This window comes from Devosia rhizoryzae (assembly GCF_016698665.1).
GTDB classification, from domain to species: domain Bacteria; phylum Pseudomonadota; class Alphaproteobacteria; order Rhizobiales; family Devosiaceae; genus Devosia; species Devosia rhizoryzae.
Genome location: NZ_CP068046.1, coordinates 1541844 through 1556276, shown reverse-complemented (window position 1 = coordinate 1556276; position 14433 = coordinate 1541844). Strand labels below are relative to the sequence as shown.

The 14433-nt window shown below is 61.6% G+C and carries 15 protein-coding genes and 3 tRNA genes; 10 read left to right on the top strand and 8 right to left on the bottom strand.

Annotated elements, in window-relative coordinates; genetic code table 11:
• Positions 1-132: 132 nt before the first annotated feature.
• Positions 133-1272 (top strand): MFS transporter, encoded by a 1140-nt coding sequence (locus JI748_RS07750; protein ID WP_201636567.1) that lies wholly within the window; start codon positions 133-135, stop codon positions 1270-1272.
• 88 nt (positions 1273-1360) lie between these two features.
• Here JI748_RS07750 and JI748_RS07745 read toward each other — a convergent pair.
• The 4 genes from JI748_RS07745 to JI748_RS07730 all read right to left on the bottom strand — a co-directional run bounded on the left by JI748_RS07745 (position 1361) and on the right by JI748_RS07730 (position 2754).
• Positions 1361-1435, bottom strand: a tRNA-Glu gene (locus JI748_RS07745).
• A 49-nt stretch (positions 1436-1484) separates the two neighbouring features.
• Positions 1485-1559 (bottom strand) — tRNA-Glu (locus JI748_RS07740).
• 104 nt (positions 1560-1663) lie between these two features.
• Positions 1664-2140 (bottom strand): YcbK family protein, encoded by a 477-nt coding sequence (locus JI748_RS07735; protein WP_164535342.1) that lies wholly within the window; start codon positions 2138-2140, stop codon positions 1664-1666.
• A 197-nt stretch (positions 2141-2337) separates the two neighbouring features.
• On the bottom strand, positions 2338-2754 hold the full coding sequence (locus tag JI748_RS07730; protein WP_201636565.1) for a VOC family protein: 417 nt from the start codon (positions 2752-2754) through the stop codon (positions 2338-2340).
• Between the two features lie 185 nt (positions 2755-2939).
• Between JI748_RS07730 and JI748_RS07725 the strand changes: the two genes are divergently transcribed.
• Together JI748_RS07725 and JI748_RS07720 are read left to right on the top strand one after the other, a co-directional pair.
• A complete protein-coding gene (locus JI748_RS07725; protein WP_407644949.1) occupies positions 2940-3554 on the top strand; it encodes a cold-shock protein in 615 nt (204 codons plus the stop codon).
• 24 nt (positions 3555-3578) lie between these two features.
• The gene (locus JI748_RS07720) at positions 3579-4058 is read left to right on the top strand and encodes a DUF192 domain-containing protein (RefSeq protein WP_233280634.1); all 480 of its coding nucleotides are present in this window, start codon (positions 3579-3581) and stop codon (positions 4056-4058) included.
• Between the two features lie 116 nt (positions 4059-4174).
• Here JI748_RS07720 and trhA read toward each other — a convergent pair whose 3' ends face one another.
• A complete protein-coding gene (gene trhA, locus JI748_RS07715) occupies positions 4175-4861 on the bottom strand; it encodes a PAQR family membrane homeostasis protein TrhA (RefSeq protein WP_201636563.1) in 687 nt (228 codons plus the stop codon).
• A 166-nt stretch (positions 4862-5027) separates the two neighbouring features.
• On the opposite strand from trhA, the gene JI748_RS07710 reads away from it, so the two are divergent.
• Entirely contained in the window at positions 5028-5432 is a 405-nt protein-coding gene (locus JI748_RS07710; protein WP_201636561.1) for an ArsR/SmtB family transcription factor, read from the top strand.
• 258 nt (positions 5433-5690) lie between these two features.
• On the opposite strand, the gene JI748_RS07705 is transcribed toward JI748_RS07710, so the two are convergent.
• The 3 genes from JI748_RS07705 to JI748_RS07695 form a co-directional block, all read right to left on the bottom strand.
• Positions 5691-6389 (bottom strand): HAD hydrolase-like protein, encoded by a 699-nt coding sequence (locus JI748_RS07705; protein ID WP_201636559.1) that lies wholly within the window; start codon positions 6387-6389, stop codon positions 5691-5693.
• Positions 6390-6547: 158 nt separating this feature from the next.
• Positions 6548-6624 (bottom strand) — tRNA-Arg (locus JI748_RS07700).
• A 49-nt stretch (positions 6625-6673) separates the two neighbouring features.
• On the bottom strand, positions 6674-7708 hold the full coding sequence (locus tag JI748_RS07695) for a LacI family DNA-binding transcriptional regulator (protein WP_201636557.1): 1035 nt from the start codon (positions 7706-7708) through the stop codon (positions 6674-6676).
• A gap of 226 nt (positions 7709-7934) precedes the next feature.
• Here JI748_RS07695 and JI748_RS07690 point away from each other — a divergent pair, with 226 nt between their 5' ends.
• The 6 genes from JI748_RS07690 to JI748_RS07665 all read left to right on the top strand — a co-directional run bounded on the left by JI748_RS07690 (position 7935) and on the right by JI748_RS07665 (position 14285).
• On the top strand, positions 7935-9173 hold the full coding sequence (locus JI748_RS07690) for an ABC transporter substrate-binding protein (protein WP_201636555.1): 1239 nt from the start codon (positions 7935-7937) through the stop codon (positions 9171-9173).
• 93 nt (positions 9174-9266) lie between these two features.
• Positions 9267-10208, top strand: a complete 942-nt coding sequence (locus JI748_RS07685; protein WP_201636553.1) for a carbohydrate ABC transporter permease — start codon at positions 9267-9269, stop codon at positions 10206-10208.
• Between the two features lie 2 nt (positions 10209-10210).
• A complete protein-coding gene (locus JI748_RS07680; protein WP_407644948.1) occupies positions 10211-11134 on the top strand; it encodes a carbohydrate ABC transporter permease in 924 nt (307 codons plus the stop codon).
• A gap of 4 nt (positions 11135-11138) precedes the next feature.
• On the top strand, positions 11139-12221 hold the full coding sequence (locus tag JI748_RS07675) for an ABC transporter ATP-binding protein (RefSeq protein ID WP_201636549.1): 1083 nt from the start codon (positions 11139-11141) through the stop codon (positions 12219-12221).
• Positions 12222-12387: 166 nt separating this feature from the next.
• Entirely contained in the window at positions 12388-13137 is a 750-nt protein-coding gene (locus JI748_RS07670) for a sugar phosphate isomerase/epimerase family protein (RefSeq protein ID WP_201636547.1), read from the top strand.
• A gap of 5 nt (positions 13138-13142) precedes the next feature.
• On the top strand, positions 13143-14285 hold the full coding sequence (locus JI748_RS07665; protein WP_201636545.1) for a Gfo/Idh/MocA family protein: 1143 nt from the start codon (positions 13143-13145) through the stop codon (positions 14283-14285).
• The last annotated feature ends 148 nt before the right edge of the window (positions 14286-14433 follow it).

Below are 14433 nucleotides of genomic sequence, written 5' to 3'. Positions count from 1 at the left end.
CTTTATCTACTTCGACCCCGAACAGCGTGCATCAAAAATTTGCATCTGGCGACACGCTCGAATGCTCGGGAAGTGAATCGATCTCTGAAGTTTTGGTGCTAAACACCTTTGCCATCAGCACAGAGCCCACCCATGTTGCCGCACCAACGCGTCTATTTTCTGCAGTTCGTCTTTGCTTTGGCCATGGGCGCGCTACTGTCGCGACTGCCGGATCTGCAGACCGAGTTTGCGCTGACGGAAGGGCAGGTGGGGCTCCTCCTCATCACCATGTCCTGCGGCGTCCTTGTCGGCCTCACTTTCCTCGGCCGCGCCGTAGAACGCTTCGGCGCCCGCACCACGGCCTTCGTCACCATCTTCGGGGCCTCGCTGCTATACGCTCTGGTCCCCTGGATGCCCTCGGCTCCCCTAGCGACGCCGCTCATGTTCATGGCGGGCATCCTGGCCGGAGCTCTCGAGATCAATGCCAATGTCGAAGCCGACCGGCACGAGGCACTGCTCGGCCACCGCATCATGAGTCGCGTCCATGGCATGTGGAGCCTGGGCTTCTTCCTCACCGCCCTAGTCGCTGCCGTGCTCCGACAGGCCGGCATATCCGTCGAGCTCCACATGGCCGCGGTCCTTGCCGTGGTGGTCGTCTCGGGCACGATCGTCTTCTCGCCCATGCGCACCCCGCCGAAACGCAACAACGGCGTCGACGGCGAACAGCCACCTTTCGCCTTTCCCACCATCGGCATGCTGCCGCTGTGCCTCCTCGGCGCTGCCCCGCTCTGGGTCGAGGGCGCAGGCGTCGATTGGTCGGCCATCTACATGCGCGATGCCTTCGATGTTCAGCCGCTGATCGGCGGTCTCAGCGTCACGCTTTTTTCTCTCGCCATCGCCATCGGCCGCCTCGGCATGGACCCGGTCGTCGACCGCTTCGGCCCACGTCCCGTCGCCACGGTGCTCCTTTCCATGGCCATCGCCGGCCTCGTCATGGTGGCCACCGCACCAAGCCCGATGCTCGCGCTGCTCGGCTTCGCCCTCGCGGGCATCGGCTGCTCCTCGGTCTACCCGCTGGCCATCTCCGCCGCCGCGCGCCGCACCGATCGCCCCGCAGCCGTTAACGTGGCGGCCCTGAGTCAAACGACCTTTGTCGTCTTTTTTGCCGGCCCGCCGCTTCTCGGCTTCATCGCCGAACACATCGGCATCCGCTTTTCTTATTGGGTCATCGTTCCGGTGCTGCTCGCAGCCCTGCTGGTTACGCCCGCGCTTGCCAAGAACCCGGCCAACTGAAGGCCGGCGCCGTCGACGGCATTGGCGCGGACGGCGAACGAGAGCCGCGCACTGACTTTGGCCAAACCAAAAATAACAGGAAGGAGATTGGTACGCCCTAGGGGAATCGAACCCCTCTCTGCACCGTGAGAGGGTGCCGTCCTGACCGATAGACGAAGGGCGCGTAACCGCCGCCTTTGTACCGTCTCCGCCTCGCACACGCAAGGGGAGGGTGGTACGCCCTAGGGGAATCGAACCCCTCTCTGCACCGTGAAAGGGTGCCGTCCTAACCGATAGACGAAGGGCGCATCAGCGCGATGGCCGTCGTATAAGGGGGGCGATTTGTTTGCGCAACCCCATTTCGCATTGATCCTGTGAGGATTTTTTCTGGCCCCCGAAAAGAGGGAAGTTTTCAACAGCCCGAGAAGGTGACGGGCCGGCGATAGCCGCGCGGACGGTCGCGAATATCCACATGAATGAAGCTGCGGCCGGGATAGCAGCCGAGCCCGCCAACGCTGTCGAGGCTCATCGCGAAGGCGATAAGCTGCTCCTTGGGCACGCCCGGAATGTAGAAATCCGCCGCCATGCACTTGGTGTGGTAGGAATTGTCCGCGCCGCCGGCCGCCGCATTGTGCTGGCCATCGCGATAGCCCGAATTCATCACCACCTTCTTGCCGAACTTGCCCTCGAACTCCCAGATCACGAAGCGCAGCTTGGGCGAGATGCAGAAGGCGTTGACCTCTTTCGAGCTCACATAGGTCCCCCAGTCCTGCCGCATGCCGGAATAGCCCGAGCCGCTGCCGCTGGCGAACATCGCCATCGGCACGCAACCGGCCAGCATCAGTGCGGTGGCAAGAACGGCAGCAAGGCTGCGGAGGGGACGAAACATCGCGACTCTCCCGAGCACTGTCGCCGTTCGGCAACAAGCAATGGGTCATGGGGAACAGTCGCTAAAATACGATCGGTTTCGCTAACCCCCGGCTAAGAGGGAGGGTTAGCGCCAGGTTAACGCGAAGAAGGCGCCGCCAACTTCGACCGAACTCCTCCCCCTCCTAAAGGGGGAGGCGGGGTGGGGGTGTCCGGCGATCACCAAACCCCAGTATTCGCCATCGACTTCCATGGCTCCTGCGGATCCATATGCCCTTCCTGGATCAGCTCGATCGAAATCCCGTCCGGGGAGCGCACGAAAGCCATATGCCCGTCGCGCGGCGGCCGGTTTATCACCACGCCCATGTCCTGCAGATGCTGGCAAAGCGCATAGATGTCCTTGGTCCGATAGGCGAGGTGCCCGAAATTTCGCCCGCCGCTATATTCCTCCGGATCCCAGTTATAGGTCAGCTCGACCTCGCCGCCCGTATCGCCCGGCGCTGCAAGAAAGATCAGCGTGAAGCGGCCCTTTTCATTTTCGGTGCGGCGCACTTCTTCGAGCCCAAGTCCCTCGCAGTAGAACCGCAGGCTTTCTTCGACATTGGTGACGCGCACCATCGTGTGCAGATACTTCATTTGGCTTCTCCGGCAATTGTTCTGGCCCCCGGCTAACAGGCCAATCGGGGCACCGCAATGACGGCCGATGCCGCGTTGGATAAAATCGCAAGATCTTCTTAACTTTTGGCACTGAATCGGACAGACTGATTTGATCTTGTGTGGCGTACCCCGCGCGCGGCGGGCGAGTGAAAAGGCGTAAAGTCATGGGGGCCAAGGTCAGTGGCGAGGGCGAAATGCCTGCCGACCTTTCTGAAACCGGTTCGATCCGTCCGGCCGACTCCCCAGGGGGCCACGCCGAGGCCGATACTATTGAAGTGACCGGCACCATCAAATGGTTCGATGCCGGCAAGGGTTTTGGCTTCATTGTCCCCGACAACGGCATGGCCGATGTCCTTCTTCACGTCACCTGCCTTCGTCGCGACGGCTACCAGACTGCCTATGAAGGCGCCCGCATCGTCGTCGAGGCGCTGAACCGTCCTGGTGGCCTTCAGGCCTTCCGCATCGTTTCGATGGACGATTCGACTGCCCGCCATCCTTCGCAGATGCCGGCCCCGCGCACCCATGTCGTGGTCGAGCCGAGCTCGGGCATGGTTCGGCTCGAGGTCAAGTGGTTCAACCGCATTCGCGGCTTCGGCTTCCTGTCGGCCGGAGAGGGAACTCCCGACATTTTCGTCCACATGGAAACGCTGCGCCGCTTCGGCATCACGGAATTGCGTCCGGGCCAGTTCGTTCTGGTGCGCTATGGTGAGGGGCCCAAGGGCCTGATGGTCGCCGAAATCCGGCCCGAAGGCTGGGGCGACGCCCCGTCGTCGCACTAGGGCAGGGATCAGAGGTTACATTTCGTGTTTCATGTTGTCGCCGAACAAGCCAAATCGCGCCTGCCGCGCAGTCTCTTTGCTGCCGGTGCAGCGCTTCTGATCAGCCTTCCGCTCGCCGCCTGCAGCGCCGAAGACACCCTGGTCATCCACTCGGCAAACGGCGATCACAGCTTCAAGGTCGAAGTCGTCGACACGCCTGAGACCCGCGCCAAGGGCCTGATGTATGTGCAGGAATTGGCCGACGACGCCGGCATGCTGTTCGATTTTGGAGAAGAACGTCCGGTCTCCTTCTGGATGATGAACACCTACATCCCCCTCGATATGCTCTTCATCGAGGCCGACGGCACCGTCCTCAACATCCACAGCAACGCCCGCCCCCACGACCGGACCTCCATCCCCTCCGATGGCCCAGTCCAATACGTCCTGGAAATCCCCGGCGGCGTCGCAACCAAGCTCGGCATCGAAGCCGGCGACACGGTTGAGCACGACAGAATAGCGCAGTAGGTCGCCCAAACTCGATCCCACCTTCCCCGTCGAGGGGGAAGGCAAGCAGAGCTTGGCGAGGGACGAGCCTAGCGTCGCTCGGATGGGGGTGCCTTTTGCTTGGAGAGAATTGGCGGTTACAGCCGCGCGACCACCATGCAATCGATCACCGCCCACAGATGCAGGCTCGCACCCGCCACGACGAACACGTGCCACAGCGCATTCTGAAACCGCAGCTTTTCCCAAACGTGGAAGACGATCCCCGCCGAATAGGTCACGCCGCCAGCCAGCAACAGCCACAGCGTCGTCGGCGGCAAAGTCTCGCCCAGTGACTGGAAAACCAACACGCCGCTCCACCCGATGATCAGGTAAAGCGCGATAGCGATCCGCCCAAACCGATGCGGCACGACAAGCTTGAGCGTAATGCCGATCAGCGACATACCCCACACGAAGCTCATCATGATCACGCCGATCGGCGTTCCGCCCATCACCGCAAGGAATGGCGTGTAAGTACCTGCTATAAATAGAAAAATCGCGGCCTGATCCAGCCGCGCCAAATACATCTTGACCGGAGAAACCGGCCACATGTTGAAGGCGAACGATACGCCGAGCACGACGATGAGGGTCGCGACATAGACGACCAGTGCGGGAAAGAATTCTGGCGCCGTGTGGAGGAATGCGAAGGTGAGAAGAATCGACCCTGCCGCAACCGCGACGATCAGGCCCAGAATATGAACGGCGGCGTCCGCGATGATCTCGGCTGGTGTGCAGGGGCGATGCTCGCGGCTCCACCAGGATCGGTCGGCGGCAGTCGTCTCGTTCATGGCCCCTCCTTCTCCGCTTCCTGCGGTGTGGACCTGAGCCAAACATCCTTTTGCCGCTACAAGTTCCTTGCTGCGACGCTGACGCCGCAGAAATCCGGTGAAGAAGCCTTTTTTGCCGACGCTCGGCGCTTGACCTGTAACCCTGCCGTTACTCTAAAACAGCCTCATGTCTCGCAAGTCCAAGCCGCCTATCGCCATCTATTCCGCCCTTGCCGACGCCACGCGCTGCCGCATCGTCGAAATTCTGCGATCCGGCTCAGTCCCCGTGCATGAACTCGCCGATGCCTTTTCGATAAGCCGCCCAGCCATTTCGCGCCACCTGCGCGTCATGAAGGAGGCTGGCCTTGTCGTCGAAGTCAAAAAAGGGCGCGAAAACCTTTACGCGCTCAAGCTCGAGAAGCTTGGCAAAGCCACCGCCTGGATCGACACCATGGCGACTGCACCCGCCAAGCCAAAAGCAAAGGCTTTAGAACCCGTAAAGCCAGCTCCGACCCCGATCCCGGAGCTCTTCCCCAAAGCCAAGCGACCCGACACCCCCACTGGCATCAACCAGATGGGTTTCGATTTCTGAGTTGCTCCAACCCGTTCCCAGTGCTTCCACCTCCCTCCCCTTGAGGGGGAGGGTAGCGGCGCCAGGCTCGAAGAGCCTTAGCAAAGCTGGGTGGGGTGGGGCCAAGCACACCGGCCGAGTTCGCAGCCCCGCCCCCACAGTTCCGTAAAGCTTGCGGCTAAGCTCCAACGCAATCCCCTCAAGGAGAGTGAGGTGCAGCAGCCGGCGTATCGGGTTAAACCGCAACCTTCAGAAGTAAGGGGAGGTAGAAGCCGTCGTCTAAAGCAGCGGCGCCGGAAGCGGATCGATCAGCCAGTGCCGCAGATCCTCATCAAACACGCTGCGCACCGCGCGTTCAAAGTCGCCTGGCGTCCACATGATCTGGCTCGGGCTCAGCCGCGCTTCGACCGCCCCAAGCGCAGCCCGTGCACCGAGCGCAATCGGCCTTATCGGACGGCCGACCTTGGTCGAAGCGGCGATGGCCGCAGTGATATCCTTGCGCTGGTCGCCGACATACCAGATCACGTCATTGCGCCGAAGCTCGCGGCCGATCCCCGACAGCGCAGCGCAGATCGAGTCCGGCCAAGGCTTGCCGCGCGACACGTCTTCTCGAAACACTGCCGTGCTGAAGTAACGGCTAAGCCCGAAAGCCTCGAGCACATCATGCCCATAGCCACGGCCTAATCCATTGCTGACAACGCCGAGAGTCACGCCCTCGGAGCGCAACCGCTCCAGGACGTTGCGCATGGTCCCGCAGGGCACCAGCATCTGCTCGACGCTCTTGCGGCGAACCTTGTGGATAGCCTTGTGGACGAAAAGCTTGGGCGTCTTCTCCGGCTTGCCCGCAGCCCGCCGCGCCAGCCGGAACCGCGCCACCAGCCGTCCGGCCCGGTGCGAGCAATCGTCCAGCATTTCGAGCATCTGCAGCACGCGCGGATTGACGTGGTGCACCAATGTTCCATCGAGATCAAACAGCACGATGGTCGGTCGGATCGACGATTCGCCCAGTGGAACAGCCCCCAGTTCAGATGGTTAAAGTGCCTGAATCTCGACCCTAGTACAACCCTGGGGAGGTGACACCTTGGTGACGGCCGGAACCGATGGAGCCAAAGGCGATCGCTGGCATCGATAATCTTTGGCGATCCCGGCTGGACTCGAACCAGCGACCAACAGCTTAGAAGGCTGCTGCTCTATCCATCTGAGCTACGGGACCGTAACGGCGCTTCTTTACAGCAAAGCGGCCAAAATTCCACTCCCCGCATCTACGAGGTAAGAGGAGCCGTGCTGCCGCGCACGATCAGTTCCGAATTGAGCACGATCTGCATCGGGCTGCGCGAAGTCTCGCCGTCTTCCAGGAGGTCGATCAGCGTTTCCGCTGCCAGCCGCCCAAGCGTCTCGCGCGGTTGGCGCATTGTGGTAAGGGCAGGACGGTAATGCGCCGCGACCTCCAGGTCATCGAAGCCGATGATGGAAAGGTCCCGTGGACACTCGATGCCATGCTGGCGCAGGCCGGACAAGAAGCCAATCGCCGATTCGTCGTTCGCCGCAAACACTGCCGTCGGCCGCTGCTCCAGCGTCATGAATCGGGACGCCGCTGCAAATCCCCCCTGCATTTCGAAATTGCCGCGGATCATCCATTGCGGGTTGGGCGCGATACTTGCCTGCTTGAGCGCGGCCAGGAAGCCGGCATGGCGTTCCCGCGCCACCACATTGTGCTCTGGTCCAAGAAGGTGCCCGATACGCTTGTGCCCAAGCTCGATCAGATGGCGCGTCGCCCGTTCGGCGGCCACCAGGTTGTCGGTCAGCACTCGGTGAAAACCGGCATGGGGAATGTCCTCACAGGCCACCACCATGGGGAAGGAGTGCGGTGCCGTGGTCAGCACCCGCAGCGCCTTTGGATCGAGCGATCCGTCCAGCAGCAGCAGCCCGTCCGCGCGGTTGGAAAAGAGATAGCCCTCAAGCCTCCGTGCCGACTCGTGCCCGAGGTAAAGGTTGGCGACGAGGACGCTATAGCCCCGGTTGGTCGCCTCCCGCTCGATCGCATCGAGGATCGACGAGAAGAAACCGTTGCGGATGTCGGGCAGGGCCACGAGGATGGTTTTCGCTGCCCTCTGACGCAGCGACCGGGCGGCCTGGTTCAGCGTGTAACCGGTTACACGAATGGCTTCCGACACCCTGTCGCGGGTGCCCAAACTGACCCGTTCCGGGCTCGACAACGTCCGGCTGACGGTGGCTGTGGAAACGTTGGCGAAGCGGGCAACGTCCTGAATGGTCGGCGTTTTTCGCATGTCTGGCATGTGCTGAGACGCCCCCTCTCGCCGTCCGTTGATCGCATCGGTCTAAATCGATCTTGACAGGTCTGCAAGGCTTGTATGAAACTCCTGAAATCGATTGCACAACCAATTTGGAACCTGTAGTGCAATCGATTACATGCTGTTGCAGAATGCTCTCTGAGAAGAGTAGGCTTGCATGGCGTGCATTGCTGGAGCGTCGAGCTCCTCGTGTTCGTTGGGAGGACAACCTATGAAGAAATTTGCAGTGGTCGCCGCTATGGCAACCGCTTTCCTCGGCTCCACGGCCTATGCCGCCGAGCTGGAAGTGACTCACTGGTGGACGTCGGCTGGTGAAGCTGCCGCCATCGCCGAATTCGCCAAGGTCTTCGAAGAGCAGACCGGCAATACCTGGGTCGACTCCGCTCTTGCCGGTTCGGGCACGGGCGCAAACCCGGTCATCATCAGCCGCATCATCGGCGGCGACCCGATGGGTGCAACCCAGATGAACACCGGCCGCGACGCCGAAGAACTGATCCAGGCCGGCCTCATGCGCGACCTGACCGATGTCGTCGCCGACATGAACATCGAAGGCTTCTACGTCGACGAGACCCTGCTCGAGCCATGCCGCTACGAAGGCGGCCTCTACTGCCTGCCGATCAACATCCACTCGTGGGATTGGCTGTGGCTGTCCACCGCAGCCTACGAAAAGATCGGTCAGCCGGTCCCCAAGGACTGGAACGAGTATGTCGCCTCCTGGCCCGCTCTCGAAGAAGCAGGCATCCTGCCCTTCGGTCTCGCCACCGGTTGGCCCTTCTCGGGCATTCCCGGCGTGCTGATGGCTGGTCTTGGCGGTTCCGATCTTGTCCTCGCGATCAACCGCGACAAGGACGTCGAGGCGGTTCGTGGGCCCGAATTCCGCAAGGTTGCCGAAGCTCTCGATCAGCTCCGCAAGGTCATTTCTCCGGAAGACCTGGTTCCGTCCTTCGGTGACGTTGGCAATCAGCTGCTCGAAGGCACGGCTGCCGGCAACATCCACGGCGACTGGCTGCAGGGCGACCTTCAAGTTGCTGGCGGCGTCCCCGGCGAAGACTATGAATGTCTCCCCGCTCTCGGCTTGGGCGACCAGCTCAGCGGTGGCGGCGACAGCTTCTACTTCCCGGTTCTGCCCGAAGGCACCGATCCGGCTGTGATCGAAGCCCAGACCCAGCTTGCTCGTATCCTGATCTCGCCTGAAGCCCAGCTCAAGTTTAACATGGTCAAGGGCTCCATGCCGATCCGCACGGACATCGACCTGGCTGCCGCCAATCCCTGCATGCAGAAGGCTCTCGGCATGCTCGACAAGGGCCTGCTGCCCTCCGGTGACTTTGCGCTCTCCAGCGACACCCAGCAGCAGTTCCAGGACCTCAACACCGAGTTTCTCGACGACGATAGCATCACTGTCGACGACTACATCGAGCGTTACGCCTCGATCCTCGAGTCGGACGTCTAAGAAGACATCCGCTTGATGAGACCTCGGTCTCGTCTTTGAAAAGAGTGGTCGGCCTTGCTCGACAAGGTCGGCCACATTCTCTTGGAGAGTTATATGGCGGACACAGCCCTTCCTCTTGAGGCGGGCGCCGAGAAGGCCAATCGGCCCGGCCTGCTGCAACGAATCTTTATCAACAACCTGCCCGCCAAGATTGCCGCCTTGCCGATGATGGCAACGGTGCTGGTGGTGTTTGTCGGGTGTACGATCTGGACGATCTACTACTCGTTCACCAATTCCAAGCTCCTGCCCACCGGCAAATTGGTCGGTTTCGACCAGTACGAGCGCCTGTTCGCGACCTCGCGCTGGAATGTCTCGGTCTGGAACCTCGTTGCCTATGGCGCGATGTCCCTGGTCTTCACCCTGGTCATCGGCTTCATCCTCGCCGTCTTGATCGATCAGAAGATCCGCTTCGAAAGCGCCTTCCGCACGATCATGCTTTATCCCTTCGCCCTCTCGTTCATCGTGACGGGCCTGGTCTGGCAGTGGATCATGAACCCGACCCTCGGCCTTCAGGGAACGCTGCGCGGCCTGGGCTGGACCGGCTTTACCTTCGATTGGATCGCCAATCCGCGCATGGTGCTGTTTGCGCTGCTGATCGCCGGACTTTGGCATGGCACGGGCTTTTGCATGGTGCTGATGCTCGCAGGCCTCCGCGGCGTCGACGAGGAAGTCTGGAAAGCCGCTCGCATCGACGGCATCCCCACCTGGCGCACCTATGTCTCGATCGTCATTCCCATGATGCGCGGCGTTCTCGTCACCGCCGTGGTCATCATCGGCTCGGGCATTGTCCGCCTCTATGACCTTGTCGTGGCGCTCACCAATGGCGGTCCTGGCATCTCCTCGGAAGTGCCCGCCAAGTATGTCTTCAACTACATGTTCTCGGGCGGCAATATTGGCCAGGGCCTGGCCGGCGCAACCATGATGCTGCTGACCGTTCTCATCATCATGATCCCGTGGGCCTATCTGGAATTCGGCGGAAAGGGCCGTCGCACATGAACATGACCGCCACCATTCCCGCCGGCACGCCCATGGCGACCGGGCCAAACGAGCCCCGGGGCCAGCGCCCCAAGCCCTTTTTCACCCCACGCAAGATCATCCTCTATTCCGTCCTGGTGGTGTTCTCGCTCTATTACCTGTTCCCGCTTTACGTGATGCTCACCACATCGCTCAAGAGCATGCCCGAGATCCGTTTCGGCAACATCTTCGCCTTGCCCACGGCGCCCAGTTTCGAGGCGTGGGCCAAGGCCTGGAGCAGCGCTTGCACTGGTCTGAACTGTAACGGTCTGGCGCCAGGTTTCTGGAACTCGGTCAAGATCACCATCCCATCCACCGTCGTTTCCATCTTTATCGCCGCAGTGAACGGCTACGCCCTGGTCAACTGGCGCTTCAAGTTCTCGGAAGTCTTCTTCGCCATCCTGATCTTCGGTTCGTTCATCCCCTATCAGGTGATGCTCTACCCGCTGGTGATGATCACCCGTGAACTGGGCATCTTCGGCTCGCTTCAGGCGGTCATCCTGATCCACACCATCTTCGGCATGCCGATTCTTACCCTGCTGTTCCGCAATTACTTCGCGTCGCTTCCGCAGGAATTGTTCAAGGCGGCGCGTGTCGATGGGGCAGGGTTCTGGCGCATCTTCTTCGAGATCATGCTGCCCATGTCGCTGCCGATCTTCGTTGTAGCGCTGATCCTGCAGATCACCGGCATCTGGAATGACTTCCTGTTCGGCGTCGTCTTTGCCGGCAACGTCAACTACCCGATGACCGTGCAGCTCAACAACATCGTCAACTCGGCCCAGGGCACGCCCGAATACAACGTGAACATGGCCGCCACCGTTCTCACCGGCCTCGTGCCGCTCATCGTCTACTTCGTATCCGGCAAGTGGTTCGTCCGCGGCGTTGCCGCTGGTGCGGTGAAGGGATAACTCAATGCAACAAAGCGTTTCCATCCGCGACCTCACGCTCAACTTCGGCAGCGTCAAGGTTCTCGAACACCTCAATCTCGATATCGCCCAGGGCGAGTTCATCGTTCTGCTCGGGCCATCCGGCTGCGGCAAATCCACCTTGCTCAACTGCATCGCCGGCCTGCTTGACGTGTCCGACGGGCAGATCTTCATCTCGGGCAAGAACGTCACCTGGCTCGAGCCCAAGGATCGCGGCATCGGCATGGTGTTCCAGTCCTATGCGCTCTATCCGCAGATGACCGTGGAAAAGAACCTCAGCTTCGGCCTCCGCGTTGCCGGCATGCCCAAGGCCGAGATCGACCAGCGCGTCGCCCGTGCTGCCGAAATCCTGCAGATCCAGCCGCTGCTGCAGCGCAAGCCGGCCAATCTGTCCGGTGGCCAGCGCCAGCGCGTCGCCATCGGCCGCGCTCTGGTGCGGGACGTGGACGTCTTCCTCTTCGACGAACCGCTGTCCAACCTCGATGCCAAGCTCCGCAGCGACCTTCGCGTCGAAATCAAGCGCCTGCATCAGCGTCTCAAGAACACCATGATCTACGTCACCCACGACCAGATCGAGGCTCTGACGCTGGCTGACCGCATCGCCATCATGAAGAACGGCGTGATCCAGCAGCTTGCCGATCCGGCCACCATCTACAACAAGCCGGTCAACCTCTACGTCGCCGGCTTCATCGGCTCGCCCTCGATGAACTTCATCCCGGGCACCCTGGATGGCGAAACCTTCACCGCCAATGACGGCACCCGAATCCCGGTCGGCGCCTACGAGTTCGTGTCGCGTCTCTCCGGCGCCACCAAGTCGGTTCTCGGCGTGCGTCCCGAGCACATCCTGCTCGGCGATGCCGCGCGCAACATGCCGTTCCAGACCCAGGCCGAAATCGAGATCGTCGAGCCCATGGGTTCGGAAACCTTGGCCTGGACCAAGGTTGCCGGCGTCCCGGTTACCTTCCGCTGCTCCAGCGACATCCCGCTCCATGTCGGCGAAAAGGTCACCGTCGGCTTCGACATCGCCCGCGGCTCCCTCTTCAACGCCGAAAGCGAAGCCCGGATCTAACTGCGGTAGGGGAGGGCACGTGCTGCCCACCCCACCAGCTGTCACCCCGGCGAAGGCCGGGGCCCATCCCGAGATCGGAGGATGTCATCCCCGCCTTCGCGGGGATGACATCGAGTTTTTACAAGCAGGCGGATGCCTGCAGAGAAAAATCTAAAAGAGACCACCCATGACCGAACTCTCCTACCAGCTCTACAGCGCCCGCAATTACCCTTCCTTTCCCGAGCTTCTGACCAAGCTGTCCGAAATCGGCTACAAGCAGGTCGAAGGATACGGCGGACTCTATGCCGACGCCGCAGGCCTGCGCGCCGAACTCGACAAGAACGGTCTCACCATGCCGACCGGCCATTTCGGTCTCGATCAGCTCAAGGACACTGCCGGTGCCCTCAAGATCGCCGAAACACTCGGGATGAAGCGCCTCTACTGCCCCTTCATCATGCCGGATCAGCGCTCGACCGATGAATCGAAGTGGCTCGAGCTTGCCAATTCGCTGGCCGAGATCGGCGAAAAGGTCACCGCCGCCGGCTACGGCTTCGGCTGGCACAATCATGATTTCGAATTCGTCGCGACCACCTCCGGCCGCACCCCGATGGAAATCATTCTCGAGACCGCACCCAAGATCGAGTGGGAATGCGACGTCGCCTGGGTCATCCGCGGCAATGCCGATCCGCTGGCCTGGTTCGACCGCTATGGCGATCGCATCACCGCCGTTCACGTCAAGGATCTCTCGGTTGAAGGCGAGAACCCCGAGGAAAGCGGCTGGGCCGACGTCGGTCATGGCCGTGTCGGCTGGGACGTCCTCATCGAGGAAGTCAAAGCCCGCACCAAGGCACAGTATTTCGTTGCCGAACACGACAATCCGACCGACGCGATCCGTTTCGGCACGCGGTCCTTCGCAACTGCCAGCAAGTGGAGTTGAGCCAAATGGCAAAGACCTATGGCGTCGGCATCATGGGTGCCGGCAATATTTCGGCCGCCTATCTCCGCCTCGCGCCGCTCTTCAAGAACCTGGAAGTCCGCGCCGTCGCCGACATCATGCCCGAAGCCGCGCAGAAGCGCGGCGGCGAGTTTGGCGTCAAGGCACAAACGCCCGACGAACTGCTCAAGAACAGCGAGCTCGACGTCATCGTCAACCTCACGGTGCCGGCTGCCCATTACGGTGTCTCGATGGACATCATCTCGGCCGGCAAGCACTCCTATTCGGAAAAGCCCTTCGTGCTCTCCGTCGAAGAAGGCTTGGCGCTTAAGAAGGCCGCCGAGGATCGCGGCCTCAAGGTCGGCTCCGCCCCCGACACCTTTTTGGGTGGGGCGCACCAGCAGGCCCGTGAAATCATCGACAGTGGCAAGCTCGGCAAGATCATGAGCGGCACCACCCACGTCATGAGCCGCGGCATGGAGCACTGGCACCCCAATCCGGACTTCTTCTTCCAGCCCGGCGGCGGCCCGATCCTTGATCTTGGACCCTACTACATCACCGACCTCGTTCACCTGCTCGGACCGGTAAAGCGCCTTTCGGCCTTCACCAACATGGCCCGCGCCGAGCGCGAAGTCACCGCCGAAGGCCCTTACAAAGGCACCTTCATCAAGGTCGGCACCCCGACCACGATCCACGGCGTGCTCGAATTCCACAACGGCGCCATCGTCACCATTGGCGCCAGCTGGGACGTGGCGGCCCACGGCCACCACAATATCGAGCTTTACGGCACCGATGGCTCGATCTTCGTGCCCGATCCCAACTTCTTCGGCGGCGATCTTGTCACCGCCAGCCTCGATGGCACCCGCACGCCGGTTACGCCATGGGATCACCCCTTCGGCAAGCCAAACCAGGAACTCGACAAGGCCATCCCGCGCGCCAACTATCGCTGTGCCGGCCTTGCCGACATGATGCTGTCGCACGAAACCGGCCAAACAGCCCGCTGCGGCCTCGACGTCGCGCTCCATGTGGTCGAAGTCATGACCGGCCTCCTAAAAGCCGGCGAGACAGGGCAGGTGCTGACGCTTCAGACCACCTGCGAACGCCCGCGCGCCCTCGGCATCGACGAAGCCCGGGCCCTGCTCAAGAACTGATGGACGTACGTCATTGACAGGCGCTTGGCGCCGGTCAAGACTGGGATAACATAACGGGCGGCGAGCCATTCGCCGCCCGTCCTCATGCGGACGCCACGATCCGCAGTGTCAAGATGAAGACCCCAGCAGCGGCGGGGTTAAAGAGGAG